This window comes from Sphaerotilus sp. FB-3 (genome assembly GCF_023706025.1).
Lineage (GTDB): Bacteria > Pseudomonadota > Gammaproteobacteria > Burkholderiales > Burkholderiaceae_C > Sphaerotilus > Sphaerotilus sulfidivorans.
The window spans coordinates 72,930-97,692 of sequence record NZ_BQWE01000014.1; the positions used below are offsets into that span (position 1 = coordinate 72,930).

General features: G+C 70.6%; 26 protein-coding genes and 1 riboswitch. Of the genes, 12 read left to right on the top strand and 14 right to left on the bottom strand.

Translation table 11 applies throughout. The features are described from left to right. Positions 1–79 precede the first annotated feature (79 nt). Positions 80–2,137: a methyl-accepting chemotaxis protein gene (locus tag NFT33_RS07605; protein ID WP_309296130.1), complete on the bottom strand. Its 2,058-nt coding sequence runs from the start codon at positions 2,135–2,137 to the stop codon at positions 80–82. On the opposite strand from NFT33_RS07605, the gene NFT33_RS07610 reads away from it, so the two are divergent. Further along, on the top strand, positions 2,027–3,760 hold the full coding sequence (locus NFT33_RS07610) for an FMN-binding glutamate synthase family protein (protein WP_251674331.1): 1,734 nt from the start codon (positions 2,027–2,029) through the stop codon (positions 3,758–3,760). The genes NFT33_RS07605 and NFT33_RS07610 overlap by 111 nt on opposite strands. Positions 3,761–3,779: 19 nt before the next feature. Here NFT33_RS07610 and yfiB read toward each other — a convergent pair whose 3' ends face one another. From yfiB to yfiR, 3 genes are read right to left on the bottom strand one after another with little or no spacing between them, the layout of a single operon-like run. Next, positions 3,780–4,310 carry an outer membrane lipoprotein YfiB gene (yfiB, locus tag NFT33_RS07615; protein ID WP_251674333.1) on the bottom strand — a complete coding sequence of 177 codons (531 nt, stop codon included), beginning with the start codon at positions 4,308–4,310 and terminating at the stop codon, positions 3,780–3,782. A 23-nt stretch (positions 4,311–4,333) separates the two neighbouring features. Beyond that, positions 4,334–5,578: a diguanylate cyclase DgcN/YfiN gene (gene dgcN / locus NFT33_RS07620; RefSeq protein ID WP_251674335.1), complete on the bottom strand. Its 1,245-nt coding sequence runs from the start codon at positions 5,576–5,578 to the stop codon at positions 4,334–4,336. Next, a complete protein-coding gene (yfiR, locus tag NFT33_RS07625; protein ID WP_220786841.1) occupies positions 5,575–6,108 on the bottom strand; it encodes a regulatory sequestration protein YfiR in 534 nt (177 codons plus the stop codon). Before yfiR ends, dgcN begins: the two co-directional genes overlap by 4 nt. A 264-nt stretch (positions 6,109–6,372) precedes the next feature. Between yfiR and NFT33_RS07630 the strand changes: the two genes are divergently transcribed. Next, positions 6,373–6,654, top strand: coding sequence for a SlyX family protein (locus tag NFT33_RS07630; protein WP_251674337.1), 282 nt, complete (start codon positions 6,373–6,375; stop codon positions 6,652–6,654). A gap of 35 nt (positions 6,655–6,689) precedes the next feature. On the opposite strand, the gene queE is transcribed toward NFT33_RS07630, so the two are convergent. Continuing rightward, complete coding sequence (gene queE / locus NFT33_RS07635) at positions 6,690–7,334, bottom strand: 7-carboxy-7-deazaguanine synthase (protein ID WP_251674339.1); 645 nt, start codon at positions 7,332–7,334, stop codon at positions 6,690–6,692. Continuing rightward, a complete protein-coding gene (locus NFT33_RS07640) occupies positions 7,334–8,449 on the bottom strand; it encodes a 6-carboxytetrahydropterin synthase (protein ID WP_251674342.1) in 1,116 nt (371 codons plus the stop codon). Before NFT33_RS07640 ends, queE begins: the two co-directional genes overlap by 1 nt. 152 nt (positions 8,450–8,601) lie before the next feature. Further along, a riboswitch (FMN riboswitch) is annotated at positions 8,602–8,779 on the top strand. Positions 8,780–8,874: 95 nt separating this feature from the next. Between NFT33_RS07640 and NFT33_RS07645 the strand changes: the two genes are divergently transcribed. Further along, positions 8,875–9,378 carry a 6,7-dimethyl-8-ribityllumazine synthase gene (locus tag NFT33_RS07645; RefSeq protein ID WP_251674344.1) on the top strand — a complete coding sequence of 168 codons (504 nt, stop codon included), beginning with the start codon at positions 8,875–8,877 and terminating at the stop codon, positions 9,376–9,378. A gap of 4 nt (positions 9,379–9,382) precedes the next feature. On the opposite strand, the gene NFT33_RS07650 is transcribed toward NFT33_RS07645, so the two are convergent. After that, the gene (locus NFT33_RS07650; RefSeq protein WP_251674346.1) at positions 9,383–12,922 is read right to left on the bottom strand and encodes an indolepyruvate ferredoxin oxidoreductase family protein; all 3,540 of its coding nucleotides are present in this window, start codon (positions 12,920–12,922) and stop codon (positions 9,383–9,385) included. A gap of 151 nt (positions 12,923–13,073) precedes the next feature. On the opposite strand from NFT33_RS07650, the gene NFT33_RS07655 reads away from it, so the two are divergent. Beyond that, positions 13,074–13,631, top strand: a complete 558-nt coding sequence (locus NFT33_RS07655; RefSeq protein WP_220786847.1) for an Lrp/AsnC family transcriptional regulator — start codon at positions 13,074–13,076, stop codon at positions 13,629–13,631. Between the two features lie 65 nt (positions 13,632–13,696). Next, complete coding sequence (locus NFT33_RS07660) at positions 13,697–14,824, top strand: GGDEF domain-containing protein (RefSeq protein WP_251674348.1); 1,128 nt, start codon at positions 13,697–13,699, stop codon at positions 14,822–14,824. 1 nt (position 14,825) lies between these two features. On the opposite strand, the gene mltA is transcribed toward NFT33_RS07660, so the two are convergent. Continuing rightward, positions 14,826–16,148, bottom strand: a complete 1,323-nt coding sequence (mltA, locus tag NFT33_RS07665) for a murein transglycosylase A (RefSeq protein WP_251674350.1) — start codon at positions 16,146–16,148, stop codon at positions 14,826–14,828. Between mltA and NFT33_RS19160 the strand changes: the two genes are divergently transcribed. Then, positions 16,147–16,272, top strand: a complete 126-nt coding sequence (locus tag NFT33_RS19160; RefSeq protein ID WP_259373325.1) for a hypothetical protein — start codon at positions 16,147–16,149, stop codon at positions 16,270–16,272. The genes mltA and NFT33_RS19160 overlap by 2 nt on opposite strands. An 80-nt stretch (positions 16,273–16,352) precedes the next feature. Here the strand turns inward: NFT33_RS19160 and NFT33_RS07670 are convergent, their stop codons facing one another. Next, positions 16,353–18,422, bottom strand: coding sequence for a site-specific recombinase (locus tag NFT33_RS07670; RefSeq protein WP_251674352.1), 2,070 nt, complete (start codon positions 18,420–18,422; stop codon positions 16,353–16,355). Beyond that, a complete protein-coding gene (apaG, locus tag NFT33_RS07675) occupies positions 18,419–18,793 on the bottom strand; it encodes a Co2+/Mg2+ efflux protein ApaG (RefSeq protein WP_149502153.1) in 375 nt (124 codons plus the stop codon). The genes NFT33_RS07670 and apaG overlap by 4 nt, the downstream gene beginning before the upstream one ends. Before the next feature lie 141 nt (positions 18,794–18,934). On the opposite strand from apaG, the gene NFT33_RS07680 reads away from it, so the two are divergent. From NFT33_RS07680 to rpe, 4 genes are all read left to right on the top strand, one after another. Next, positions 18,935–19,153, top strand: coding sequence for a heavy-metal-associated domain-containing protein (locus tag NFT33_RS07680; RefSeq protein ID WP_149502154.1), 219 nt, complete (start codon positions 18,935–18,937; stop codon positions 19,151–19,153). Between the two features lie 59 nt (positions 19,154–19,212). Then, on the top strand, positions 19,213–19,635 hold the full coding sequence (locus NFT33_RS07685; protein WP_251674354.1) for a dihydroneopterin aldolase: 423 nt from the start codon (positions 19,213–19,215) through the stop codon (positions 19,633–19,635). Beyond that, the gene (locus NFT33_RS07690) at positions 19,632–20,387 is read left to right on the top strand and encodes an SDR family oxidoreductase (protein WP_251674356.1); all 756 of its coding nucleotides are present in this window, start codon (positions 19,632–19,634) and stop codon (positions 20,385–20,387) included. Before NFT33_RS07685 ends, NFT33_RS07690 begins: the two co-directional genes overlap by 4 nt. Before the next feature lie 67 nt (positions 20,388–20,454). Then, positions 20,455–21,147 (top strand): ribulose-phosphate 3-epimerase, encoded by a 693-nt coding sequence (gene rpe / locus NFT33_RS07695; RefSeq protein WP_149502160.1) that lies wholly within the window; start codon positions 20,455–20,457, stop codon positions 21,145–21,147. Positions 21,148–21,162: 15 nt separating this feature from the next. Here the strand turns inward: rpe and NFT33_RS07700 are convergent, their stop codons facing one another. Further along, positions 21,163–21,429, bottom strand: coding sequence for a hypothetical protein (locus tag NFT33_RS07700; protein ID WP_220786851.1), 267 nt, complete (start codon positions 21,427–21,429; stop codon positions 21,163–21,165). 263 nt (positions 21,430–21,692) lie between these two features. Here NFT33_RS07700 and NFT33_RS07705 point away from each other — a divergent pair, with 263 nt between their 5' ends. Beyond that, positions 21,693–22,781, top strand: a complete 1,089-nt coding sequence (locus tag NFT33_RS07705) for a CaiB/BaiF CoA transferase family protein (protein WP_251674358.1) — start codon at positions 21,693–21,695, stop codon at positions 22,779–22,781. Between the two features lie 24 nt (positions 22,782–22,805). Here the strand turns inward: NFT33_RS07705 and NFT33_RS07710 are convergent, their stop codons facing one another. After that, positions 22,806–23,213 (bottom strand): type II toxin-antitoxin system VapC family toxin, encoded by a 408-nt coding sequence (locus NFT33_RS07710; RefSeq protein WP_220786853.1) that lies wholly within the window; start codon positions 23,211–23,213, stop codon positions 22,806–22,808. 9 nt (positions 23,214–23,222) lie between these two features. Continuing rightward, entirely contained in the window at positions 23,223–23,453 is a 231-nt protein-coding gene (locus NFT33_RS07715; RefSeq protein WP_220786854.1) for a ribbon-helix-helix domain-containing protein, read from the bottom strand. 30 nt (positions 23,454–23,483) lie between these two features. Between NFT33_RS07715 and NFT33_RS07720 the strand changes: the two genes are divergently transcribed. Continuing rightward, a complete protein-coding gene (locus tag NFT33_RS07720) occupies positions 23,484–23,816 on the top strand; it encodes a CoA transferase (protein ID WP_251674360.1) in 333 nt (110 codons plus the stop codon). A gap of 53 nt (positions 23,817–23,869) precedes the next feature. Here NFT33_RS07720 and NFT33_RS07725 read toward each other — a convergent pair whose 3' ends face one another. Beyond that, complete coding sequence (locus tag NFT33_RS07725; RefSeq protein WP_251674362.1) at positions 23,870–24,661, bottom strand: hypothetical protein; 792 nt, start codon at positions 24,659–24,661, stop codon at positions 23,870–23,872. Positions 24,662–24,763: the final 102 nt, after the last annotated feature.

Consider the following 24,763-nt stretch of genomic DNA (forward strand, 5'->3'; position numbering starts at 1 on the left):
CGAGTGGACCCGCACCGCTTCAAGCGCTGATTGCCGAGCATGTCGGCCAGGTAAATCGGCGGGGGTGCCCCCCGCGCCATCAGAAGCTTTCCCAGTTCTCCACTGCGTTGCCACTGGTGGCGGCCACCGGCGCCGGGGCCGGTGCAGGCGTGGGGGCCGTGGCACGCGGGGCGGGTGCCGGCCGGGGCGCCGCCGAACGGGTACTGGCCGGGCGCGGCGCGCTGGCCGGCGCCGGGCTGCTCGGGCGGGCGGCGGCGACCGGTGCTGCCGTCTGGCTCATGTCGATGCGGAAGCGCTGCACCGCGGCATCCAGCCGGGCCGCTTCCTCGCGCAGGCCGTCGGCAGCGGCCGCGCTCTCCTCGACCAGCGCCGCGTTGCGCTGCGTCATCTCGTCGAGATGGCTGATCGCGTGGTTGACATGCTGGATGCCGCTGTTCTGCTCGGCCGCCGAGGTGGTGATGCGGCCGATCATCTCGGAGACGCGCTGCACCGAGCCGACCAGCTCGTCCATCGCCTGGCCGGCCTCCTCGACCAGACGCGCGCCCTGGTCGACGGTGCCGGTCGAGGCCTGGATCAGCGTCTTGATCTCGCGTGCGGCCGCGGCCGAACGCTGCGCCAGGTTGCGCACCTCGCTGGCGACGACCGCGAAGCCGCGGCCCTGCTCGCCGGCGCGTGCGGCCTCCACCGCGGCGTTCAGCGCCAGGATGTTGGTCTGGAAGGCGATGCCGTCGATCACGCCGATGATGTCGCCGATGCGCCGGCTCGACGAGGAGATCTCCTGCATGTTGCTGACCACCTGGCTGACCACCTGACCGCCGCGCTCGGCGGCCGCCGCGGCCGAGCTGGCCAGGCGGTTGGCCTCCTCGGCGGCTTCGGCGCTCTGGTGCACCGTCTGCGTCAGCTCGCCCATCGATCCGGCGGTGTCCTGCAGGTTGCTGGCGGTCTGCTCGGTGCGCTGCGACAGGTCGAGGTTGCCGGCGGCGATCTCGGTGCTGGCGGTCTTCAGGGTGCCGGCACTGCCGCGCACCTCGCCGACGAGCTGGCGCAGCGAGGCGGTCATGCGCTCGAGGCCGCGCATCAGGTCGCCGAGCTCGTCGCTGCGGCGGGTATCGATCTGTGCGGTCAGGTCTCCGCCGGCGATGCGCTCGGTGGTGTCGATGGCCTCGCGGATCGGCTGCAGGATCGAGCGCGACATGCGCCAGGTCGACACCAGCAGCAGCGCGACCAGGCCGAGCATCATGCCGGCGACGATCTGCACCGTGGTCATGCGCGAGCGGGCGATCTCGCCCGAGAACTGCTCGACCTGGGCCTTCTGCGTCTGCACGAAGGCCTGCTGCGCGTTCATGTAGTCCTGGAGCCGGTCGCGCAGGCCGCGCATGCGGGTCTCGTCGATCGCCTCGCCGCCGGCCTGGGCCGCGGCGAGCTGCTTGCGCAGGTCGACATAGACCTTGCGGGTCTCGGCCACCTTGTCCAGCGCGGCCTTCTCGTCCGGGCGCTGCGCGCTCTCCTCGATGCCCTTCTGGATCTCGGTGATGCGCGCCGAGGTGGCCTCCATCTCGGCCTTGATCCTGCCGCCCAGCGCGGTGTCGGTGCTGGCCAGCACCGTCAGCGCGCGTGCGGCGTTGGCCTCGGTCAGCGCGGCCCATTGCGCGGCGCGGTCGAGGTGCGAGGCCATCTGCTGCTCGACCTGCCGGCCCCGCTCGATCTGGTCCCGGGTGCGCACGCTGGCCGAGACGGCGACGATGCCGATGACCACGGCGGCCAGGACGGTGGGCAGCCACAGGCGCCGGTTCAGGGAGTTCTTCTTTTCAGGTGGATAGAGCCGCAGTGGGGGCGCGATCGCGGCCGTGTCCGGGCCGTTCGCTGTTTTTCGCCTACGGAGCAGGTCGGCCGAAGTGGGCTCCGACTGGAGGGGGCGAAGGAGCACAACAGCCGGGTCGCTGCGGCGCAATTCCGCCTTTCCTCCCTTCGGGGGGAGGTCGAGCATCGCCAGTCTGTGCAAGACCCGGAACAAGGAGTCGCTGCCATGCTGTCCTGGCTGATGAAGATCGATCGTCTGGTCCCCGTGCGCTATCTGACGCTGGTGGGACTCATGTTCGCGGCCCTGCTGGGCGCGCTGGGCTGGTGGCAGGGGCATGGCGCCGGACCGTGGCTGCTGCTGGTCGGCAGCGCCGGCACGCTGCTGGGGGTGCGCGACCTGCGCCAGACCCAGCGCTCGGTGCTGCGCAACTACCCGGTGCTGGGCCACATGCGCTACTGGCTCGAGTTCATCCGGCCCGAGATCCGCCAGTACTTCATCGAGAGCGACAACGAGGCCGCGCCCTTCTCGCGCCAGCAGCGCTCGCTGGTCTACCAGCGCGCCAAGGGCGATCCGGACAAGCGCCCCTTCGGCACGCAGGTCGACGTGCATGCCGAGGGCCACGAGTGGATCAACCACTCGCTGGCGCCGACGACGCTGGACTCGCACGACTTCCGGGTGCTGATCGGCGGCCCGAACTGCCTGCAGCCCTACAGCGCCAGCGTCTTCAACATCTCGGCGATGAGCTTCGGCGCGCTCAGCGCCAACGCCATCCTCGCGCTCAACGGTGGCGCGAGGAAGGGCGGCTTCATGCACGACACCGGCGAGGGCTCGATCAGCGCCTACCACCGCAGCCACGGCGGCGACCTGGTCTGGGAGATCGGCTCGGGCTATTTCGGCTGCCGCGACGCGCAGGGCCGCTTCAGCGAGGAGAAGTTCGTCGCCAACGCCACCTCCCCACAGGTCAGGCTCATCGAGATCAAGCTGTCGCAGGGCGCCAAGCCGGGCCACGGCGGCGTGCTGCCCGGCCCGAAGGTCACGCCGGAGATCGCCGAGGCCCGCGGCGTGGCGGTGGGTGAGGACTGCGTGTCGCCGGCGGCGCACACCGAGTTCGGCACGCCGGTCGAGCTGCTGCTCTTCCTGTCGCGGCTGCGCCGGCTCTCGGGCGGCAAGCCGGTCGGCTTCAAGCTCTGCATCGGCCATCCCTGGGAATGGTTCGCGATCTGCAAGGCGATGCTGGAGACGGGCCTGACGCCCGACTTCATCGTCGTCGACGGCGCCGAGGGCGGCACCGGCGCGGCACCGCTGGAGTTTTCCGACCATGTCGGCGCGCCGCTGCAGGAGGGGCTGCTGCTGGTGCACAACACGCTGGTCGGCCTGAACCTGCGCGACCGCATCCGGCTGGGCGCCTCGGGCAAGATCGTCAGCGCCTTCGACATCGCCCGCGCGATGGCGCTGGGCGCGGACTGGTGCAACTCGGCGCGCGGCTTCATGTTCGCGCTGGGCTGCATCCAGGCCCAGCACTGCCACACCGGCGCCTGCCCGACCGGCGTGGCGACCCAGGATCCGCAGCGCCAGCAGGCGCTGGTGGTGCCCGACAAGATCGAGCGGGTGGCGCGCTACCACCGCAACACGCTGCACGCGCTGCAGGAGCTGGTGCAGGCGGCGGGCCTGCATCATCCGGGCGAGATCACGGCCGCGCACATCGTGCGCCGCGTCGCCAACGACCAGGTGCGGCTGCTGCGCAACCAGCTCTGCTTCCTCGAGCCGGGCGAGCTGCTGGCCGCCGCCCGCGGCGAGGGCGACTGGCCGCACAACGTCTACCGGGTCTACTGGCCGATCGCGCGCGCCGACAGCTTCCAGCCGGCCGAGACCGGAGAGGTGGTGTCGCACCGGCCGGTCGGCGCGCTGCCGCGCCGGGTCGTGCCGCTGCACCCGGTCGCGGAGAGTGCCGGCCGCTGAGCCGCGCTGCGGCCGGCCTTCAGTCGCTCAGCACGATCACCGCGACGCGGCGGTTCTGCGTCCGGCCGGCCTCGGTGGCGTTGTCGGCGATCGGGCGGGTCGCGCCCAGGCCGCGCGCCTGCAGGCCGGCGGCCGGGAAGCCGCGGGTCTCCATCTCGCGCGCCACCACCTCGGCGCGGCGCAGCGACAGGCGCTGGTTGACCGCGGCGTCGCCGATGCTGTCGGTGTGCCCCTCGACCCTCACCCGCGTCAGGCCGACCTTGATCAGCGAGTCGGTCAGCCGGGCCACCGTCTCGACCTCGTCCGGACCGAGCCGGTCGGCGCCGAAGCCGAACAGCACCCGGCTGCCCATGCTCAGCGTCCAGCCTTCGTCGGTCTCGACGAAGCCGAGGTCGCGCATCGTGCGCACCTGCTCAAGGGTGAACTTCGGCGCGGGCGCAGGCGGCGGGGGCGGCGGCGTCGCGCAGCCGCTGGCCAGCGCAGCCAGCGTCAGGCCCAGGGCCATCATCCGCCGTCGCGAGGTCCGGGCGGGCAGGGGGAGCGAGGACATCTTCTTTTCTCCTGGAGAGCAGGTCAGGTCGCGGCGCCTTCGGGGCGGCCGCTCAGGGGCCGGCGATGCTGCCGTCCGGCCTGCTTGGCGCGATACATCGCGCGGTCGGCGGTGTCGAGCAACGCCGGAATCGTGTCGCCGTCCTGCGGGAAGGTCGCGATGCCCGCGCTCAGTCCGCAGCGGAAGCAGCCCGACGCGCCGAGGTCGAAGGGCTGCTGCATGGCCCGGCCGATCTCGCGCGCGATGCGGCGTGCATCGTCGACCTGGCGCAGCGGCTGCAGCAGCACCGCGAACTCGTCGCCGCCGAGCCGGGCGACCAGATCGCCCTCGCGCACCACCGCGCGCAGCCGCTCGCCCATCTGCACCAGCAGCCGGTCGCCGGCGGCATGGCCGGCGGTGTCGTTGACCGCCTTGAAGCCGTCGGCATCCAGATAGAGCACGCCGAAGGTCTGGCCCTGCTGCAGCGACACCTGAAGCGCCTGCTCCAGGCGCTGCTCGAAGTGCGCCCGGTTGGCCAGGCCGGTCAGCGGGTCGTGCCAGGCGCGCTGCGACAGGCTGTCGCGGTCCTGCTGCAGATGGCGATGGTGGGCGTCGATCTCGGCCAGCATCGCGTTGAAGTCCTCGCCCAAGGCGTTCAGCTCGGCGATCGGTGCGGCCGGTGCGCGCCGGTCGAAGGCGCGCTCGCAGCGGATCGAGCGGGTCAGCGCCGCCAGCCGGTCGATCGGCTCGACGATCGTGCGTTCGAGCCGGCGTGTCATCAGCGAGGCCACGCCCAGCGTCAGCAGCACGCACAGCAGGCCGGCGCCGCTGCCCCACAGCAGCAGCTGGATGAAGTCGCTGCCCTCGCTGTCGAGCTCGACCCGGGCGATGACGCGGCCGCTGCCGTCGAGCACCGGCGCCTCGGCCCGGCCGGGCATCAGCCAGCGGCCGATCCGGGCCTGCAGCGCGGCCAGTCCGGCCGGCTCCGGTCGCTGCAGCTCGGTCAGCAGCTGGCCGTCGGGCAGCCGCACCTGCAGCCGGCCGAGCCGCTCGCGCTGCACGATCGGCCGCAGCACCTCATGAATGGTGTCGAGGTCGCGGAAGACCACCGCCGCCTCGATCGAGTAGCCGGTGGTGCGCGCCAGCAGCTCCAGATGGCGCGCCTGCATCGAGCCCAGCACCGCATGGCCGATCACGCCCAGCAGCAGCCCGAACAGCAGCAGCGTGACCGAGGCCACCTGCCAGTGGCCGCGTCGCAGCATGCCCGCCAGCGTCGGACGCGCTGTCATGAGCCGCTCCCCTCTGCACGGGGCTGGCCCAGGCGCAGCACCTGCGGATGCACCTTCAGGCCGCTGCGCGCGACGATGTCCAGATTGAGCTCGAGCCGCACGCCGGGCGTGCTGCCGCGTGGCACCAGACAGAACATGCCGCCGCGCGAGCAGAAGGCCGCACCCTCGCCGATGGTCACCACCGGCAGCCCGGCCAGCCGGGGCAGCGCCGCCTCGGCACCGGGACCGCTGCCCAGATAGATCGCGTCGCAGCCCCCGGGCAGCTCGGCCCCGGCGGGCAGCGTGCGCACCGGCAGCAGCCGGCCCGGCGGTACCTCCTCATGCAGCCGGCCCAGATCGGCCGCATGCAGGCTGGTGTTGCTGACGCACAGCTGCACCGCCCGCGCACCGCCCGGCCAGCGCACATGGCCGACGATGCCCGCCACCGCGTCGGCCACGCCGAGCACCGGCTGGCCCGGCGCGTGCAGCGGCCAGACCACGCCGATCAGCGCGGCAAGCAGGGAGATCGGCGGGGTCGTCAGGCGACGCAAGACAAGTTCCTCGAGACGTTTCCCGGTCAGGGCGGGCGCGGCGGATTCTCGATCTGCAAGAACGCCGGCACATCCGCCGCAAGCCGGTAGCGGAGCCGAAAGCGCGATTTGTTCCGTGAATTATTCACGCGGTACCGTTTTGATCCTAGTGGCTTCGGATGAGCGGTGGAAATCGAAAAGTTGTGTCAAGCGGTTCTGACGCTGACCTTCGCGAGTGCGCTGCGGTCGTGCAGAAGGTTGTGGCGAATCGGGTCCAATCGCGGGATGACGATCGATTCCTCCCGCGCCGAATCCGCCTCCGCCGCCCAGGCCTGCGGCCTGTCCGTCCCGGACACCGACACCCGCCTGACCGAGCTGGAGATCAAGGCCAGCTATGCCGACGACCTGCTCGACCACCTCAACGAGGTGGTGGCGCGCCAGCAGCAGCAGATCGACCTGCTGGTGCGCGAGGTGGCGCGGCTGAACCGCCAGCTGGGCGAGAATGCCGCCGCCTCGGGCGGAGCCGGCGCGCGTGACCCGCGCGACGAGATCCCGCCGCACTGGTGAGGGTGAGCCGCGGCCCGCGCCTCACGCCCCGCGCTTCATTCGATGCCGACGATCTTGTGCATCTGCACGCCCAGGCGCCACTGCGGGTGGGCCATGCAGTAGTCGGTCGCGGCACGGGTGTGGGCCAGCCGCTCGGGGCCGTCCATCGGCTGCAGGAAGAAATGGTCGAAGGCCAGGCCGGCGAAGCGCTCGGGTCGGGCCAGCGGCTGCGGGTAGACGAGCTTGAGCTCGTCGCCGGCGGTCAGCAGCAGCGGCGCGTCGGCCTTGGGGCTGACGCAGATCCAGTCCAGGCCGGCGGGCGCGGGCTGCGTGCCGTTGGTCTCGACCGCGACCTCGAAGCCGCGCGCGTGAAAGGCCTCGACCAGCGCGTCGTCGAGCTGCAGCAGCGGCTCGCCGCCGGTGCACACCACATAGGGTCGCCCGGCCGCGCCCGCGACCCCGCCCGGCCAGCGCGCCGCCACCGCGTCGGCCAGCGCGTCGGCGCTGGCGAACTTGCCGCCGTTCTGGCCGTCGGTGCCGACGAAGTCGGTGTCGCAGAAGGTGCAGACCGCCGTGGCGCGGTCGCTCTCGCGTCCGCTCCAGAGGTTGCAGCCGGCGAAGCGGCAGAACACCGCCGCGCGGCCGGCCTGCGCGCCCTCGCCCTGCAGCGTGTAGAAGATTTCCTTGACCGCGTAGCTCATCAGACGGGCACCAGTTCGTCGGCGCGCGCGCTGGCCAGCACGATGGCGCCATTGCCGCGGGTCTCGTAGACATCGATGCGGTCGAGCTGCGGCAGCACCGCGCGCCCCTCGGCCAGCACCCAGCGCGCCAGCGAGAGCGCGTCGCCGTCGTCGATCGCGTCGTTCTCGAACAGCGGGCGGTGGTCGATGGCCTTGAAGACCGGATCAAAGAGCGCCTTGACGTCGCCGAAGTCGACCGTCCAGCCCATCACCGCGTCCAGCGGCGCGTTCAGGTGCAGCCGCAGCGCCCAGGTGTGGCCGTGAATGCCGCGCAGCGGGCTGCCCTCGGGCGCGTTCTTCAGCCGGATCGCGCTGTCGAAGGTCATCTCCTTCCAGATGCGGTAGTTCTGGCCGTCGAAGTTGGCGCCGCACGATCCCGTCTCGTAGACGGTGACCCAGGACAGCTCGGGCAGCAGGGGCTTGAGCCGGTGCCACAGCCAGGCCGAGATCACCTCGCTGGTCGGGTTCTCCAGGCCCTCGATCTCGTTGAGGCACTGGTAGTTCAGCTCGAAGTGCAGCGGCGCCCAGATGTCGTCGATGCGGTCGTAGTCGAGGCCGTAGTCGCTCTCGCCGATGTCCTGGTCGGCATGCAGGATCACCTCGAAGCCGTGGCCGTGCATGCGGCCGCACTTGTGGCCGGCCGGCACGTTGGGCAGGCGGTGCGCGGCCTGGAAGCGGTAGCGCCGCCACAGGTGGGCGTGGCCGGCGCGGTCGAGGTCGACGCCGGTGTGCGCGGTGCTCTGCACGCCGACCTGCTCGATGCCGGGCACGCCGAACTCGCCCTCGAGGCGGCGGCGGATCCAGCGCGCGATGTTCTCGTCGGTCGGCGCGCCCAGGCCCTCGACCTGGTTGAGCAGCGCGTAGTCGAGCGGCGCGCAGCAGGCCTCCATGCGGCGCTGCAGTTCGGCGACCTCGCCGCCGGCGAAGGGCGCCCAGCCCGCGGGCAGCTCGGCGCGCACCGCGGCGAAGAAGCTGTGGCCGTGCAGCCGGCGCGAGCGGTGGTCCTCGGGCAGCAGATCGACATGCAGCGCGGCCTCGAAGCCGGCCGAGGCGGAATGGAATGAGCGTGGGGACATGGGGCGGGACGGCAATGCAGGACGTGATTGTCGCCGTCCGCGCCGACCTTGGCGACAGCCGGGACGCCTGGGCGCGGCTACACTCGCCTCCCGGTGCCGTTCCGTGATCTGAATCTGCAAGAAGCCTGCAGAAGCCGACACGAGTGCGGCACCTGCGTTCTCAGGGCGGGGTGGAAGTCCCCACCGGCGGTCAGCCGGCAGGCGCGGTCCTTCGGGGTCGGGCCGGCCGTCAAGCCCGCGAGCGCCCGGCAGCCGTCCTGGTTGCCGGGGTCAGCAGATCCGGTGCGACTCCGGAGCCGACGGTCACAGTCCGGATGAAAGAGAACCGCGCTCGGCGCCGCTGCCTTGACCGCAGCGGCGCCGGCGCGTTCCTGCGCCCTGATTCTGGCCTCCGTGTCCCGGGCCCCGAGCCCGTTTCGCTCACCATGAATCAGTCCACTGCTTCCCTTGCTTCTTCCTCCTCTGCCGCCGGCGTGCGCCGCGTCGCGGCCATCAGCGCCTCCTGGCACACCGACATCGTCCATCAGGCGCGTGACGCCTTCGTCGCCGAGCTGGGCCGCAGCGGCGTCGCCGCCGAGGCGGTCGAGCATTTCGACGTGCCCGGTGCCTTCGAGATCCCGCTGCTGGCGCGCCGCCTGGCCGAGTCCGGTCATTACGACGCCATCGTCGCCTTCGGCCTGGTGGTCGACGGCGGCGTCTACCGCCATGACTTCGTCGCCACCGCGGTGATCGACGGCCTGATGCGCGTGCAGCTCGACAGCGGCGTGCCGGTGCTCTCGGCGGTGCTGACCCCGCACCAGTTCCACGAGCACGCCACCCACCGCGAGTGGTTCACCGCGCATTTCGTCATCAAGGGCCAGGAGGCCGCGCGCGCCGCGCTGCAGACCGTCGCGCTGCACCAGCGCGTGTCGACGCTGACGGCGCGCTGAGGCTTCAGTCGCGCCAGGCGCCCATCAGCGCCAGCCACTTCGCCCGCACCTTCTCCAGATTCGCCGCCTTCACATGCCCGAAGCCGCGGATCTCCAGCGGCAGCCGGGCGATCTCGACCGCGGTGTCCAGCCGCTCCTTCGAGAGCCGCGCCAGCAGCGCCTCGACGCTGGCACGGTACTGCTGGATCAGCGCGCGCTCGGTGCGGCGTTCCTCTGTGCGGCCGAACGGATCGAACGCCGTGCCGCGCAGGAACTTCAGCTTCGCCAGCCACGGCAGCGCCTTGTGCATCCACGGCCCGAAGGCCTGCTTGACCGGCCGGCCTTGTGCGTCGGTTTTGCCCAGGATCGGCGGCGCGAAGTGGTGCACCAGCTTCACCTCGCCCTCGAACATCTCGCCGATCTTCGCGGCGAAGGCGGCATCGGCGTGCAGCCGCGCGACCTCGTACTCGTCCTTGTAGGCCATCAGCTTGAAGAGGCCCTGCGCGACGGCCTCGGTCAGCCGGGTGCTGGAGAGCGGCGCCTCGGCCTCGCGCACCCGGGCGACGAAGGCGCGGTACTGCTCGGCATAGGCGGCGTCCTGGTAGGCCGAGAGGAACTCGGCGCGGCGGGCGATCGTCTCGTCGAGCGAGGGACGGCGCACGATCTGGATCACCTTCTGCGCCGCGAACAGGCTGCGCACGCCCGACGGATCATGGGCACAGCGCCGGCCCCATTCGAAGGCGGCCTGGTTGGCGGCGACCTGCACGCCGTTGAGTTCCATCGCGCGCAGGATCGCGGCGCGGCCCAGCGGGATGCGGCCGTGCTGCCAGGCGTAGCCGAGCAGCAGCGGGTTGGCGTAGATCGAGTCGCCGAGCAGCTCGGTGGCGGCCTGCTCGGCGTCGAAGGCGCCCAGGCCTTGTGCGCCGACCGCCCGCTCCAGCGCGCCGTCGCAGCCGGCCTCGGGGAACTGCCAGTCGGGATTGCGCACCAGGCTGGCGGTCGGCGCGCCGTGGCGGTTCAGCGCCACCCAGGTGCGCCCGGGCTGCATCGTCGCCAGCGTCGGGCGCTGCGCCGCCACCAGCGGATCGCAGGCGATGACCAGATCGGCCTGCGCGGTGTCGACCTTGGTGGTGAAGATGGCCTCGGGTCGGTTGGCGATCTGGATGTGGCTCCAGGTCGCGCCGCCCTTCTGCGCCAGGCCGGCGGCGTCCTGCGTCACCACGCCCTTGCCCTCCAGGTGCGCGGCCATGCCCAGGATCTGGCCGATGGTGATGACGCCGGTGCCGCCGACGCCGGCCACGACGATGCCCCAGGCGCTCTCGGCCACCGGCAGCGCCGGCTCGGGCAGCGGCGGCAGCGCGGCCAGGTCGCCCTTCTTCTGGCGCTGCGGCTTCCTGAGCTGCCCGCCCTCGACGGTGACGAAGCTCGGGCAGAAGCCCTTCACGCAGGAAAAGTCCTTGTTGCAGGAGTTCTGGTTGATGCGCCGCTTGCGGCCGAACTCGGTCTCGACCGGCTCGACGCTCAGGCAGTTGCTCTGCACCGAGCAGTCGCCGCAGCCCTCGCAGACCGCCTCGTTGATGACGACGCGCTTGGCGGGGTCGGCCATCAGGCCGCGCTTGCGGCGCCGGCGCTTCTCGGTCGCGCAGGTCTGGTCGTAGATGATCGCGGTCGTGCCTTTCAGCGCGCGGAACTGGCGCTGGATCGCGTCGAGCTCGTCGCGGTGGTGGACCGTCACGCCGGGCGCCAGTGCCACGCCGGCGTATTTGGCCGGATCGTCCGTGACGATGACCAGCTTCGCGACGCCCTCGGCCACCAGCGTCTGCATGATCTGCGGCACCGAGTGGCCTTCCGGGCGCTCGCCGACGCGCTGGCCGCCGGTCATCGCCACCGCGTCGTTGTAGAGGATCTTGTAGGTGATGTTCACGCCCGCGGCGATCGACTGGCGGATCGCCAGCAGGCCGCTGTGGAAGTAGGTGCCGTCGCCGAGGTTGGCGAAGACATGCGCGTCGGTGGTGAAGGGCGCCTGGCCGACCCAGGCCACGCCCTCGCCGCCCATCTGGCTGAAGGTGACGGTGTCGCGGTCCATCCAGGTCGCCATGTAGTGGCAGCCGATGCCCGCCAGCGCGCGCGAGCCCTCCGGCACCCGGGTGCTGGTGTTGTGCGGGCAGCCCGAGCAGAACCACGGCGTGCGCTCGCCCACCGGCGTCTTCGCCTGGGCGGCCAGCGCCTGCTCGCGGGCGTCGATGACGCGCAGCCGCTCGTCCATGCGCGCGGCCACGTCGGCCGGCACGCCCAGGCGCTTCAGGCGCCGGGCCACCGCGCGCGCGATGATCGACGGCGTCAGGTCGGCCTTGGCGCGCAGCAGCCAGTTCTGGCTCGGGTTGGGCATCGACCACTCGCCGCCGCTCTGGTCGCCGTCGGGCTCGTCGAACTTGCCCAGCACGTTCGGGCGCACGTCGGCGCGCCAGTTGTACAGCTCTTCCTTCAGCTGGTACTCGATCATCTGGCGCTTTTCCTCGACGACCAGGATCTCCTGCAGGCCCTGGGCGAACCGGCGGGTGATGCTCGCCTCCAGCGGCCAGACCACGCCGACCTTGTGCACCCGCACGCCCAGCGCGCGGCAGGTGTCGTCGTCCAGGCCCAGGTCGTGCAGCGCCTGGCGCAGGTCGTTGTAGGCCTTGCCGCTGGCGATCAGGCCGAAGCGGTCGTTCGGGCCCTCGACGACATTGTGGTTGAGCCGGTTGGCGCGGATGTAGGCCAGCGCGGCATACCACTTGTGGTCCATCAGCCGCGCCTCCTGCTCCAGCGGCGCATCCGGCCAGCGGATGTGCAGGCCGCCGGGCGGCATCTGGAAGTCCTCGGGCAGCAGGATGTCCACCCGGTCCGGATCGACGCTGACCGACGACGACGACTCCACCACCTCCTGGATCGTCTTCATGCCCGACCAGACGCCGGCGTAGCGGCTCAGCGCGATCGCGTGCAGGCCGTGGTCGAGGATCTCCTGCACCGTGCTCGGGAAGAACACCGGCATGCCGCAGGCCTTGAACACATGGTCGCTCTGGTGCGCGGCGGTGCTGCTCTTGGCGATGTGGTCGTCGCCGGCGATGGCCAGCACGCCGCCGTGGCGCGCGGTGCCGGCCATGTTGGCGTGCTTGAAGACATCGATGCAGCGGTCCACGCCCGGGCCCTTGCCGTACCAGATGCCGAAGACGCCATCGTGCCTTTTCGTCTGCGGGAACAGGTCGAGCTGCTGCGTGCCCCAGACGGCGGTGGCGGCCAGCTCCTCGTTGACGCCGGGCTGGAAGACGATCCGGTGCTCGGCCAGATGCTTCTTTGCCGCCCACAGCGACTGGTCGTAGGTGCCCAGCGGGCTGCCGCGGTAGCCGCTGATGAAGCCGGCGGTGTCCAGGCCGGCGGCGCGGTCGCGCTGCCGCTGCAGCATCGGTAGCCGCACCAGCGCCTGCACGCCGCTCATGAAGGCGCGGCCACGGTCCAGGGTGTACTTGTCGTCGAGCGTGATGTGCTCGAGGGCGCGGCGCACGGCGTCGGGCAGCGGGGCGTTCATCAGGCGGTCTCCATCTCGTGAATGGGGGCGCGCGCGGCAGGGTGGCCGGTCGGCGCCGATGCCGCCAGTCTAGGAGGGGCGTGCCGAGAGGTGTTTTCTTTCGATGGCGTCCATCCGCTAATCTGGGCAACAGTCATTCCCGGAAAAGATCATGAGCGAAAGAGAATTTCAGGAAAACGCGATTTCAGGGATAACCCGCACACCGGCGGGCATCGATCTGGACCGCTACGACATCGCGATCCTGGGCGAACTGCAGCGCGACGGCCGGCTCTCGAACGCCGAGCTGGCCACCCGCATCGGCCTGTCGGCCGCACCCACCTGGCGGCGGGTGAAGCGGCTCGAGGAGGAGGGCTACATCACCGGCTACCGTGCGGAAATCGACAGAAGGCGAATCGGCCTGGGCGTCTTTGCATTCGTTCGCATCGACGCAGAACGAAACAACGCCGCAGCAACACAGGCCCTGGAGGATGGCATCCGCGCGCTGCCCGAGGTGGTGGCGTGCCACTACATCAGCGGCACCGGCACCTTCGAGCTGCAGGTGGTCACCACCGATCTGGATGCGTACTCGCGATGGGCCCGGGACACACTCTTCAAGCTGCCGAACGTCAAGGACATGCACACCAGCTTCTCGCTCGGCGAGGTCAAGTCGGCCGGCTCGGTCTGGCCGCTCACGCATCTGCCACTCACGCACTTGCGTGGCCGGACCTGAGGGATGGGCAGCCGGGCAGGAATCGTTCAATATTCACGCTGGTAACACAATGTTTCCATTTTTTCGTGAATTCCTTTTCCTCCCGCGCTGTCGCCGTGCTGCTGGGCCCGCCAGGCCAGCAGCGCTGGCGCATCACCCAGAGCCTGATCGGCCTGGGTGGCTATCTGGCGCTGGTGCTGCTGCTGTGGCTGGGCAGCCAGGGTGAGGCCGCGCTGCTGGATCGGGCCCGGGTGCTGCCGCCGATGCTGGCGATGGGCCTGGTCGGCCTGCTGGGCTACGGGCTGATGCGCAGCGGCCTCAACCGCCGGCTGGCGCTGCGCTGTGGCTGCGAGCCCTCGCTGACGCTGCCGCAGACGCTGCTGGGCGTGCTGCTGACCACCTGGGTCTACACGGTGACCGGCCAGGCGCGCGGGGCGGTGCTGGCGCTGCTGGCGGTGGTGGTGATGTTCTCGATGTTCGCGCTGCAGCGCCGTCAGGCGCTGGTGCTGGCCGGCGTCGCGCTGCTGATGCTGGCCACGGTGATGCGGGCGATGACGCTGGCCGACCCGTTCCGCTACCGCGTCGAGGTCGAGGCGGTCCACCTGGGCGTGACCGCGCTGGTGCTGATCGGCGTGACGCTGCTGTCGCTGCGCATGGCACGGCTGCGCCAGCGCCTGCGCGATCAGCGCACCGCGCTGGCGCGTGCGCTCGAGAAGCTCAGCGAGATCGCCACCCGCGACGAGCTGACCGGCCTGCCCAACCGCCGCGCGATGGGCGAGCTGCTGCTGACCGAGACCGCGCGCCATGCGCGGCTGAAGGCGCCGCTGTCGCTGGCGCTGCTCGACATCGACCATTTCAAGCAGATCAACGACCGCCTCGGCCATGCGGCCGGCGACGAGGTGCTGCGCGGCTTTGCGCAGCGCATCGAGGCCGAACTGCGCGGCGCCGACGTGATGGCGCGCTGGGGCGGCGAGGAGTTCCTGCTGCTGCTGCCCGGCACCGCGGCCGAACCGGCGCTGCAGGCGGTCGAGCGCCTGCGCGAGAGCCTGCGCCAGCAGCCCTTCGACCAGGTCGAGCCGGGCCTGCGCATCACCTTCTCGGCCGGGGTCGGCAGCTGCCTGGGCCAGGGCGACATCGACAGCGCGATCGAGCGCGCCGACCGGGCGCTCTACCGCGCCAAGGCCGCCGGGCGCGACCGCTCCGAGCAGGCCTGATTCATTTCGGCCACAGCGCCCACAGGCGCAGCGGCTGCTTGGTGCGGCCGGCGCGGTCCTCGGCGCCGTCACCCCAGCCCCAGAAGTAGTCGGCCCGCACCGCGCCGATGATGGCGCTGCCGGTGTCCTGCGCGACCACCAGGCGCTGCAGCGGGCGCGGCGCCGGCGGCGTGGCGCTCCAGGGCTGCGGCTCGGTGCTGGCCAGCCAGACCGGGGTGCCGTAGGGAATGCTGTCCTTGTCGACCGCGATCGAGCGGCCCGGCGTCAGCGGCACGCCCTGCGCGCCGACCGCGCCGACCGACGGATCGGGCAGCGGCTCCTCGCGGAAGAAGACATAGCGGGTGTTGACCGCCAGCATCTCCTTGACGCGCTGCGGGTTCTGGCGCGCCCACTGGCGGATCGCCGGCCAGCTGGCCTGCTCCAGCGTGAAGGCGCCCTGTTCGACCAGCCAGCGGCCGACCGACTGGTAGGGCTGGTCGTTGTGACCGGCGAAGGCCAGGCGGGTGATGCTGCGCTGTCCGTCCGGCGCGGTGAAGGCCAGCCGGCCCGAGCCCTGGATCTGCACCAGCAGCAGATCCATCGGATCGGCCAGCCAGGCGATCTCGCGCCCCTTGAGCGCGGCCTGCGCCGCCGGCAGGCTGTCGATCTCGCCGCGGGTGTACCAGGGCTTGCGGCTGGCCAGATCGGCCGGCATCGCATGGATCGGCACGGTGTGGCGGGCGGTGCGGGTGCGGCTGGCCTCGAGCAGCGGCTCGAAGTAGCCGGTCAGCAGGCCGTCGGTCCGGCCCTCGGCGCTCTCGATGCGCCAGGGCTGCAGGCGCTGCTGCAGCAGCTGGCGCACCTGGGCCTCGGTGGGCGTCGGGCCCAGGCGGCGCACCTCGCGGCAGGTGGCATTCCAGGCCGAGGCGACCGCAAACGGGCTCAGGCCGACGGTGCCGGTGGCCACCGCGGCGGCGGCCAGGCCGCGGCCGCTGGTGTTGCCGCCGTTGGCGGCGGTCAGCGCCTTGTCGCAGCTCTTCGTCAGCGCCGGCCAGGCCAGGGTCAGCGTGTCCTGATCCCAGCCGGGCAGATCGCGCCATTCGGCCTTCACCCAGCGCCCGCGCGGGGTGGTGCGCACCTCGGCGTCGCTGGCCAGCGGCGGCGGCGTCTGCACCGAGGGCGGAATCTCCAGCGGCGGCGGCGCGCTGTCGGTCGGGCGCGGCGGGGTGCCGCAGCCGGCCAGCGTGCCTAGAATCAGCGCGGCGGCCAGGGACAGCCCGCTGCGGGGCCGGAGGGTCGCGCGGCACAGGCCGACGGAACGGGATCGGAAGGACGAGGACGACATGACGCTGCTGATTCTCGAAGCACTGGGGGCCGGGCTGCTGCTGGTCGGCATCGTCTGGTGGACGATGTTCTCGGGCCGCCGCGGCGGCGAGCGTCGCCGCGACGAGCCGCCGTCGCAGGACTGAGCCTCGAGCCCGCCCGCCCGGCAGCGCGCCGCGACTGTAGCGCGATCGCCCGGTCCGGGGCGGCCGGAAATGCGCCGGGCTCAGCGGTCTGACGCGCGCCCGGCCGCGGCCTGCTCGACCTGCGCGGTCGGCCACAGGAAGCTGGCCGGCGCCTGGCGCAGCCGCCGGCGCAGCGCCGCATGAATGCGGCTGCGATCGCGCACCTTCAGCCCGCGCGAGCGCAGCGCCAGCCGGAAGGCCAGCAGGAAGCTCACCAGCACATTGAGCATGCCGGTCAGCGGGATCGCCGCCACGCACCACCAGAAGCCCGGCTCCTGCAGCACCTGCACGCCCAGCGTGCCCAGCGCCGCGGCGATCTGTCCGGCCGACAGCGTCACATGGCGCACCTCGATCGGCAGGCCGAAGAAGGCCGCCAGCACCGGCACGATGCCCAGCATCAGCCCGAGCGAGACATTCGCGGCGATGCCGGAAATGTTCGCGCGCCACCAGCGCGACCAGCGCTGCGCCCGCTCGGGCCCCAGCCAGCGCACGAAGCCGGGGTTCCAGGCGATCGCGCTGTCGATGCGGTGAAAGACGAAGGCGTTCTCCACCCAGCCGGCGATCAGGCTGGAGGCGAACAGCAGCACGCCGGTGAAGGCGGCGAAGCCCAGCGTCGGCCCCAGCAGCGTCAGGTTGTGCAGCGCGTAGTGCGCCGTCCTGTCGGCGATCAGCGGCGCATCCTGCACCAGCCAGGCCAGCGCCTGCAGCAGCACCACCACCGGCATGACCGTCATCACGTTGCCGATGATGCCGGCGATCTGGCTGCGCAGCAGGTGCGCGACCTCGTCGACGAAGTCCTCGATCGCCGCGTCGCTGTCGCCGACATGCTCGAGCCGCGCGGCCATCGCCGGCGCGGTCATCGCCGGCTGCTTGGTCGCCACCGTCCAGTGCAGCAGCTGCACCATCACGAAGCTGACCGCGTAGTTCATGCCGGCCCAGAAGCCGCCCCAGAAGGCCGACAGCCCGAGCGCGCCGATGGCGAACTTCATCAGCGTGGTGCCGGCGATCACCAGGCCGCCGCCGCAGGCGCGCAGCAGCATGTCCAGCCATTCGGCGCGATTGCGGGTGATGTAGTGCTCGCCGGTGGCGGCGCTGCGCTCGGCCACCTTGCGCGCCAGCATCGAGTAGTGGTGCGAGAACAGCCGGCCCAGGCTGCGCCGGCCCTGCACGCCGCGGGCGAGCTGCGCCAGCAGCCACTGCCAGTCGCGCGCCGGCGCCGGCGAGGCCAGGCAGCCCAGCAGCGCCTCGATGCGGTCGATGCGCTCGTGGACCTGCTCGACCTGGAAGACGATGTCGACCGAGACGCCGTGTTCCTCGAGATGCTCGCGCACGCTGTCGATCGCGTGCCGGCAGGTCGACAGCAGCGCGCGCAGGTAGCGGATCTGCTGCAGCTGCGCGCCGCCGTCGCCGGCCGCTTCGGCCTCGGCGAGCTGCGCGGCGCTCTGCGCCAGCTGGAAGAAGGGGCGGTCGGCCAGCAGCGCCGGATCCAGCCGCGGCCGGATCGCCGCCGACAGCGCCACCGCGCGGATCTGGCTGGCGAGCATCTGCACCGAATCGATGAGCGCGCCGCGCCAGTGCCGCGTCTGCGGCTCGTCGAGCAGCAGCGCGCCCAGGCGCTGCAGCGTGGCCTCGTCGATCGCCTCGAGCCAGGCGGCGTCGCCGGCGTCATGCAGCACCATCTGGAAGAGCTGGCCGAGGTCGCCGGTGTCGGGCGTGGCCGGCAGCAGCCGCGTGCGCAGCCGCTCCACGAGTTCGCTGCTGAAGCCCGAGCGCGGCGAGAAGCCGAAGTCGGCCAGCAGCGTGGTGGCGTCCAGCGTGCCGAAGATCGACTGCAGCAGCGTGCGCACCCGGCGCGCATGCTCGGGATGCGCCTCGAGCACATCGAGCATCAGCCGGAGCCGGCGCAGCGGCGCCGGGGCGGGTGCGCTGTCGGCGGGCATGTCCTGGCGGCCGAGCGGCCGGCGCAGCCATTCGGCCAGACGGATCAGCCACAGATGCCGCTCCGGCCGGGGCGCCCGGGCGTCGGCCGCCTCCAGCAGGGTGCCGAGATCCCCGTCGGTCGACGGGCTCGGGCTGCGCCAGTCGCGCAGGGTCTGCAGCAGCCCCTTCAATGCAGCGCGTGAGCCTGCGACAGCTCGAATTCGGGAATCTCGGCCTCGAAGGGGCGGGCTTCGTCGGTCATGCAGAAATAGGTGCCGCGCATGCGCCCGCGCGGCGTGGCCAGCCGGGTCCAGCTGGTGTACTCGAAGCGCTCGCCGGGCTGCAGCATCGGCTGGTGGCCGACGACGCCCAGGCCGCGGACCTGCTCGACATGGCCCGCGCCATCGACGATGACCCAGTGCCGGCCGATCAGCTGGCCGGCGACATCGCCGGTGTTGACCACCGAGACGGTGTACGAGAACGCATAGACGCCCTGGGCGGCATCGGACTGCTCGGCCAGATACGCGGGCGTGACGGTGCAGGTGAACTGGGGCTTGGGCATGCAGGGCATCATAGACGCCAGGGGAATGTCCCGATGTTTCAGGACATTCCTCACGGTCCGTCCCTTGTCAGCGCAGGGCACGGAACCGGTTCTTATACTTGGGCGGGTACCAGATTTTTCATCCTGACGAAAGGAATCGCGATGTCCACCGAACTGACCCTGAAGATTGCCGGCATGAGCTGCGGCGGCTGCGTGCGCAGCGTGAGCGGCGTGCTGTCGGCGCTGCCCGGCGTCGAGCGCGCCGAGGTCTCGCTGGAGCGCGGCGAGGCGAACGTGCGCTTCGACGCCGCGCAGGTCACGCCGCAGCAGCTGCTGGCCGCGATCGACGACGCCGGCTTCGAGGCGGCCCTGCCGGCCTGAGGCTGTCGCCGAACGCTGCGGCGTCGCGCGGGGAGTTGCCGGGCATGATAGAAAACCGCATGCCCAGCCCCACCCAGAATCCGCATTTCGAGATCAACGGCTATCGCGCGCGCGCCCAGATCGGCTGCGCGCCCGACGAGCATGGCGTCACCCAGGAGACGATCGTCGACCTGCGGGTGAACCTGTTCTTCGATCCGGCCCTGTATCTCGACCGCTACGAGATGCCCTACGACTACCTGCAGGCGCTCGACGCGATCACCGCCACGGTCGCCGAGGGCCATCACATCCTGCAGGAGTCGATGGCGCTGAAGATCGCGCGCCGGGTGCTCGAGAGCGAGCATGTCGAGAGCGTCGACGTGCGCATCCGCAAGACCGAGCGCTACGAGGGCGTCGAGAGCATCGGCTTCTTCACCCATGTCGACCGCGACCTGCTGATGAAGGTCGACGCGGTGGCGCGGGCCCGGGCCCAGGCCGGCGCATGAGCGCGCCGCAGCGGCTGGCGCTGGTCACCGGCGGCCATGCGCGAGTCGGCGAGGTGATCTCGCGCACGCTGGCCGCGCGTGGCTGGACGGTGCTGGTGCATGCGCGCCAGGGCGCCGCACGCGCCGAGGCGCTGGCGCGCGAGCTGCACGGCGCCGCCTCGCCCGGCATCTGGGTGGCCGATCTGGCCGAGCCGGAGACGGCGCTGGCCTCCTTCGAGGCGCTGCTGGCGCGGCTGCGCGAGACGGTGGGCGAGGGCGCCGAGATCGCGCTGGTCCACAACGCCAGCGCCTTCGAGAACGACGACCGCAGCAGCGTGACCGGCGCGCGCTGGCAGATGCACCATGCGGTCCACTACGAGACGCCGGTGAGGATGATGCTGGCGCTGGCGCAGGCCTTCCCGCGCGGCCAGGCGGTGCTGCTGCTGGACCAGAACGTCGAGAACCTGCACGAGCAGTTCCTGAGCTACTGCCTGTCCAAGGGCGCGATGCATGCGGCGATGAAGCGCCTGGCGCTGGCGCTGGCGCCGTTCCGGGTCAATGCGGTCGCGCCGGGGCCGACGCTGCCGCTGCCCGAGGCCGACCGGGCCGCCTTCGAGGCTGCCGCGCAGGCCACGCCGCTGCAGGGCGCGGTCGATCCGGCCGATGTGGCCGACGCGGTGGCCTGGCTGCTGGACGCCCGCCGGGTGACGGCGCAGACGATCTTCGTCGACGCCGGCCAGCATCTGCGCCAGTGGAAGGAGCCGGCGGCCTGAGGGCATGAAGGCCTGCCGTCGATTTCCCTGAAACCGCGCTGTTACTCGGCCCCTAGAATTCCGGGCCATGAGCTCCACCCTCCCCACCTACCGCATCGCCCCGTCGATCCTGTCGGCCGACTTCGCCCGCCTGGGCGAGGAAGTCAAGAACGTGCTGGCCGCCGGCGCCGACTGGATCCACTTCGACGTGATGGACAACCATTACGTCCCCAACCTGACCTTCGGCCCGATGGTCTGCCAGGCGCTGAAGAAGCACGCCGTGAAACCGGACGGAACCCCGGCGCCGATCGACGTGCATCTGATGGTGCAGCCGGTCGACGCGCTGGCCCAGGCCTTCTGCAAGGCCGGTGCCGACATCGTCACCTTCCACCCGGACGCCTCGACGCATGTCGACCGCACGCTGCAGCTGATCAAGGCCGAGGGCTGCCAGGCCGGTCTGGTCTTCAATCCGCACATGCCGGTCGATGTGCTGGAGTGGGTGATCGACAAGGTCGACGTGGTGCTGCTGATGAGCGTCAACCCCGGCTTCGGCGGCCAGAGCTTCATCGACAGCACGCTGAAGAAGGCCGAGAAGGTGCGCCGCATCATCGACGCCTCGGGCCGCGACATCCGCCTGGAGATCGACGGCGGCGTCAAGACCGACAACATCCGCCGCATCGCCGATGCCGGTGCCGACACCTTCGTGGCCGGCAGCGCGATCTTCAACGCGCCCGACTACAAGGCGGTCATCGACGCGATGCGCGCCGAGCTGGCGCGCTGAGCCGCCCCCTGCCGTTCAGAGCCGGCCCGGACGACGGCGCCGGCTGATGAAGGCCAGCGCGAGCAGGCCGCCCGCTGCCAGCGCGACCTGCTCGAGCAGCGAGGCATCGACCCGGTCGGTCTGCTCGAACAGCGGGCCGATGACCGGCAGGTCGATCGCGCCGTTCATCGCGGCGGCGGTGCTGGCCACCAGCGTCGAGCCGATCAGCAGACCCGCCAGCCGCCACGGATGGCGCTGGCGTGCGGGCGGTGCTGCGCCCGGCTTGTGCGTGGTCTTGTCCATATGGGGAACCTCTCTGTGTTGTGTCGATGCCGTGCGGTGACGATCCGGCTTGGTGTCCACTGTAGAAACCCCAGGTCCGCGAGGCGATCCCTCATCTGAATGCCGAAGGCTCGCGCGCCGAGCCTGGCGTTCACAGTTGGCGTTGCTGTTGCGCGGTGCTTATCGGCAGATGCCGGCGAAAGTCCCAGTCCATGCAGCCCACCTCCTTCTGGCAGACACAATGGAACGATTCAGTTCCGATTCGGGCCCATGCGGGGCCGTCGATGCAGGAAGGCGATGGCCGCCCGCCGGTGCTGGCGCCGCTGCGGGTGCTGGACCTGTCGCGGCTGCTGCCCGGGCCGATGGCCTGCCGGCATCTGGCCGATCTGGGCGCGCAGGTGCTCAAGGTCGAGCCGCCGCTGCCCGGGCGCCCGGGCCTGCCGGGCGATGACGCGGCGTACATGGGGCCGGGCGAGGACGGCGTCTCGCACTTCTACCGCGTCGTCAACCACGGCAAGCGCCGGCTGGTGCTCGACCTGAAGCAGCCCGAGCAGCTCGACCGCCTGCGCGCGCTGGTGCGCGAGGCGCACGCGGTCGTCGAGGGTTTCCGGCCCGGCGTGATGGATCGGCTCGGGCTGGGCTACGAGGCGCTGCGGGCGATCAATCCGGCCATCGTGCTGACCAGCATCAGCGGCTACGGGCAGCAGGCGCCGCTGCGGCTGGCGGCCGGGCACGACCTGAACTACCTGGCGCTGGCCGGCGTGGTCGACCAGACGCGCACGCCCGATGACGGCCGCCCGGTCTTCAGCCACCTGCAGATCGCCGACCAGCTCGGCGGCGCGCAGACCGCGGCGATCGGCACGCTGGCCGCCGTGCTGGGCGCGCAGTGGACGGGGCAGGGGCGCTGGGTCGACGTGTCGATGACCGACGCGGTGCGCCAGCACCAGGTGATCCTCGGCACCGAAGCGCTGGCCGACGGCCGTTCGCCGCAGGCCGGCGCCTCGCTGCTCAACGGCGGCGTGCCCTGCTACAACCTCTACCGCTGCGCCGACGGCGGCTGGCTGGCGGTGGGCGCGCTGGAGCTGAAGTTCTGGCAGGGCGTGTGCGCGGTGCTCGGGCGCGACGACTGGGCGGCGCGGCACTGGAGCCTGGGCGAAGAAGCGCCGGGCAGCGAGGCGGCGCGGGCGCTGATCGACGAACTGGCGGCGCTGATCGCCCGCCAGCCGCTGGCGGTGTGGGTCGAGCGGTTCGCGGACACGGATTGCTGTGTCACGCCGGTGCTCGGCGCGCACGAGGCGCTCTTCGGGCGGGCGCCGGTGACGCTGGCCGAGGGCATGCAGCGCCTGACGGCACCGGCGCTGACGCTGCGCTGAGGCGGGCCGGGGCGTTCCTCGGCGTCATGCGGTGTCGTGCCAGTTGATCCACTGCAAGCCCGGCACGCGGGAAAACTCGCGCACATTGCGCGTGACCAGCGTGGACTGGTGGCGCAGGGCGGTGGCTGCGATCAGGATGTCGTGGGGGCCGATGGGCGTGCCTCTCGCTTCGAGTTCGGCACGAATGCGGGCTGCTTGGGCGGCGCATTCGCTGTCGAAGGCCAGGCGCTGCATGGGTTGCAGCAGCTGCGCCAGCGCGGCCAGCCGTGGCGTGGCCGCCTCCTGGGGCAATCGCAGGAGCCCGTACCGCAACTCGTATTCGACGATGGCCGGCACGCCCACGTCGGCGGGGCGCAGGGCTTGCAGACGCGGCACCACCTGCGGGTCGCCCCGAAAGTAGTAGCTGATGGTGTTGCTGTCCAGAATCAGCATGAACGGCCTTCAGAACCCCAGGCGTGGTGCATCGGCGGGCAGAGGCGCTGCGTTGTCTTCGCGCAAGGGGAAGTCGGCGAAACGCCCAGCCAGTCCGATGCAGTCCTGGGGCCATTCGTGGGCGGCGTGCTTGCGGATGATCTCCGCCACCCAGCGGCTTTTCGACATCCCGTGAGCCTTGGCCGCCTGTTCCACCAGTGCTTGGGTGGCAGCGTCCAGATACAGCGTGATTTGGGACATGGCAGGACTCCCGGCTTCCGTTGCGTATATGTGGAATTATATGTAATTGGGCCTGCGCTGGGCGCGCTGGAGCTGAAGTTCTGGCAGGGCGTGTGCGCGGTGCTCGGGCGCGACGACTGGGCGGCGCGGCACTGGAGCCTGGGCGAAGAGGCGCCGGGCAGCGAGGGCGCGCGGGCGCTGATCGACGAGCTGGCGGCGCTGATCGCCCGCCAGCCGCTGGCGGTGTGGGTCGAGCGGTTCGCGGGCGCGGATTGCTGCGTCACGCCGGTGCTCGGCGCGCACGAGGCGCTGTTCGGGCGGGCGCCGGTGACGCTGGCCGAGGGCATGCAGCGCCTGACGGCACCGGCGCTGACGCTGCGCTGAGGCGGGCCGGGGCGTTCCTCGGTGTCATGCCACTTGAGTCACTGGGTCTCATATTAATTATTTTTTGCTGCCGCAGCACGCTGGGCTTGTGCGGCAGCAATATCCTCAGGGCTACGCTTCATGCAATCTTGAGTGATACCTGCCTTTTGGCATTCATCAAATCTTTTTGCCACAGCAAAAACATAGCTTGCGCAGGCGCGGCGGAAAGCACCATCAGGCTTAAAAGATGATGTGCGCTCACCTGTCCATGAAATGTCTTTTAGCTCGCCACTCGGCATAATCATGCCATGATAAACAATCTCATAATTTTTGTATTTGCCATCCTCGGCGGGCATGCCAACTGGCATTTCCACACATACAGCCACAGGCTCTTGCATTGCCTGCGCTACGGGAATGACAAAATTATACATCGGCACATCAGGCGCACTGTTAGGAGAAACGGCTAACTGAGCAACAGTAGCGCGAGTTAAACGTTCCGCATATATTTTTGGATTCGCCTGGGAATCAGGATTAATAATTTCTCGCAACGCATATGCTGCCGCTGCAGTAGTGGGGCCGCTGCTTTCTACGATAAATTTAGCAATCTCGGGCTTTGTTTTACCTTGGGCTTGCAAACGTTGCTTCACCACCTCTACCATTTTCATCTGTAATTCAGGTGAATATTGAATTCCGGGTAGACCCAGCAACGGATGTTTGGAGAGGTCAACAGGCGCCGCCGCAGCTGTTTGGTTTTGCGCTTGCGCAGCCAGATTGGGTGTTAACGCTATAGCAGCAGAAGCGGTGAGTGCCCAAGCTTTGCGAAGTAGTGGCATGATTTTCCCTTGATTCGGTGATAAATCCATCATGTCAATATCCAGGCTTGCTGGATGCTGAAATACAAGGCGGTTGAGTTCATCAGTGGAGCGAGCGATTGAATCCGTGAGCCCAGTTCCGGTGCCGACGAGCGT

Excerpts from the sequence above, each read along its gene's own strand:
- NFT33_RS07630 (WP_251674337.1), top strand. The coding sequence starts at position 6,373 with ATGACGATCGATTCCTCCCGCGCCGAATCCGCCTCCGCCGCCCAGGCC.
- NFT33_RS07725 (WP_251674362.1), bottom strand. The coding sequence starts at position 24,661 with ATGATGGATTTATCACCGAATCAAGGGAAAATCATGCCACTACTTCGC.
- NFT33_RS07715 (WP_220786854.1), bottom strand. The coding sequence starts at position 23,453 with ATGTCCCAAATCACGCTGTATCTGGACGCTGCCACCCAAGCACTGGTG.
- queE (WP_251674339.1), bottom strand. The coding sequence starts at position 7,334 with ATGAGCTACGCGGTCAAGGAAATCTTCTACACGCTGCAGGGCGAGGGC.
- NFT33_RS07605 (WP_309296130.1), bottom strand. The coding sequence starts at position 2,137 with ATGCCCCTGCCACCAGCCCAGCGCGCCCAGCAGGGCCGCGAACATGAG.
- NFT33_RS07640 (WP_251674342.1), bottom strand. The coding sequence starts at position 8,449 with ATGTCCCCACGCTCATTCCATTCCGCCTCGGCCGGCTTCGAGGCCGCG.
- NFT33_RS07710 (WP_220786853.1), bottom strand. The coding sequence starts at position 23,213 with ATGCTGATTCTGGACAGCAACACCATCAGCTACTACTTTCGGGGCGAC.
- NFT33_RS07705 (WP_251674358.1), top strand. The coding sequence starts at position 21,693 with ATGCAGGAAGGCGATGGCCGCCCGCCGGTGCTGGCGCCGCTGCGGGTG.
- NFT33_RS07690 (WP_251674356.1), top strand. The coding sequence starts at position 19,632 with ATGAGCGCGCCGCAGCGGCTGGCGCTGGTCACCGGCGGCCATGCGCGA.
- NFT33_RS07700 (WP_220786851.1), bottom strand. The coding sequence starts at position 21,429 with ATGGACAAGACCACGCACAAGCCGGGCGCAGCACCGCCCGCACGCCAG.
- NFT33_RS07645 (WP_251674344.1), top strand. The coding sequence starts at position 8,875 with ATGAATCAGTCCACTGCTTCCCTTGCTTCTTCCTCCTCTGCCGCCGGC.
- NFT33_RS07680 (WP_149502154.1), top strand. The coding sequence starts at position 18,935 with ATGTCCACCGAACTGACCCTGAAGATTGCCGGCATGAGCTGCGGCGGC.
- NFT33_RS19160 (WP_259373325.1), top strand. The coding sequence starts at position 16,147 with ATGACGCTGCTGATTCTCGAAGCACTGGGGGCCGGGCTGCTGCTGGTC.
- apaG (WP_149502153.1), bottom strand. The coding sequence starts at position 18,793 with ATGCCCAAGCCCCAGTTCACCTGCACCGTCACGCCCGCGTATCTGGCC.
- NFT33_RS07655 (WP_220786847.1), top strand. The coding sequence starts at position 13,074 with ATGAGCGAAAGAGAATTTCAGGAAAACGCGATTTCAGGGATAACCCGC.
- NFT33_RS07685 (WP_251674354.1), top strand. The coding sequence starts at position 19,213 with ATGCCCAGCCCCACCCAGAATCCGCATTTCGAGATCAACGGCTATCGC.
- dgcN (WP_251674335.1), bottom strand. The coding sequence starts at position 5,578 with ATGACAGCGCGTCCGACGCTGGCGGGCATGCTGCGACGCGGCCACTGG.
- NFT33_RS07610 (WP_251674331.1), top strand. The coding sequence starts at position 2,027 with ATGCTGTCCTGGCTGATGAAGATCGATCGTCTGGTCCCCGTGCGCTAT.
- rpe (WP_149502160.1), top strand. The coding sequence starts at position 20,455 with ATGAGCTCCACCCTCCCCACCTACCGCATCGCCCCGTCGATCCTGTCG.
- NFT33_RS07650 (WP_251674346.1), bottom strand. The coding sequence starts at position 12,922 with ATGAACGCCCCGCTGCCCGACGCCGTGCGCCGCGCCCTCGAGCACATC.
- mltA (WP_251674350.1), bottom strand. The coding sequence starts at position 16,148 with ATGTCGTCCTCGTCCTTCCGATCCCGTTCCGTCGGCCTGTGCCGCGCG.
- yfiB (WP_251674333.1), bottom strand. The coding sequence starts at position 4,310 with ATGTCCTCGCTCCCCCTGCCCGCCCGGACCTCGCGACGGCGGATGATG.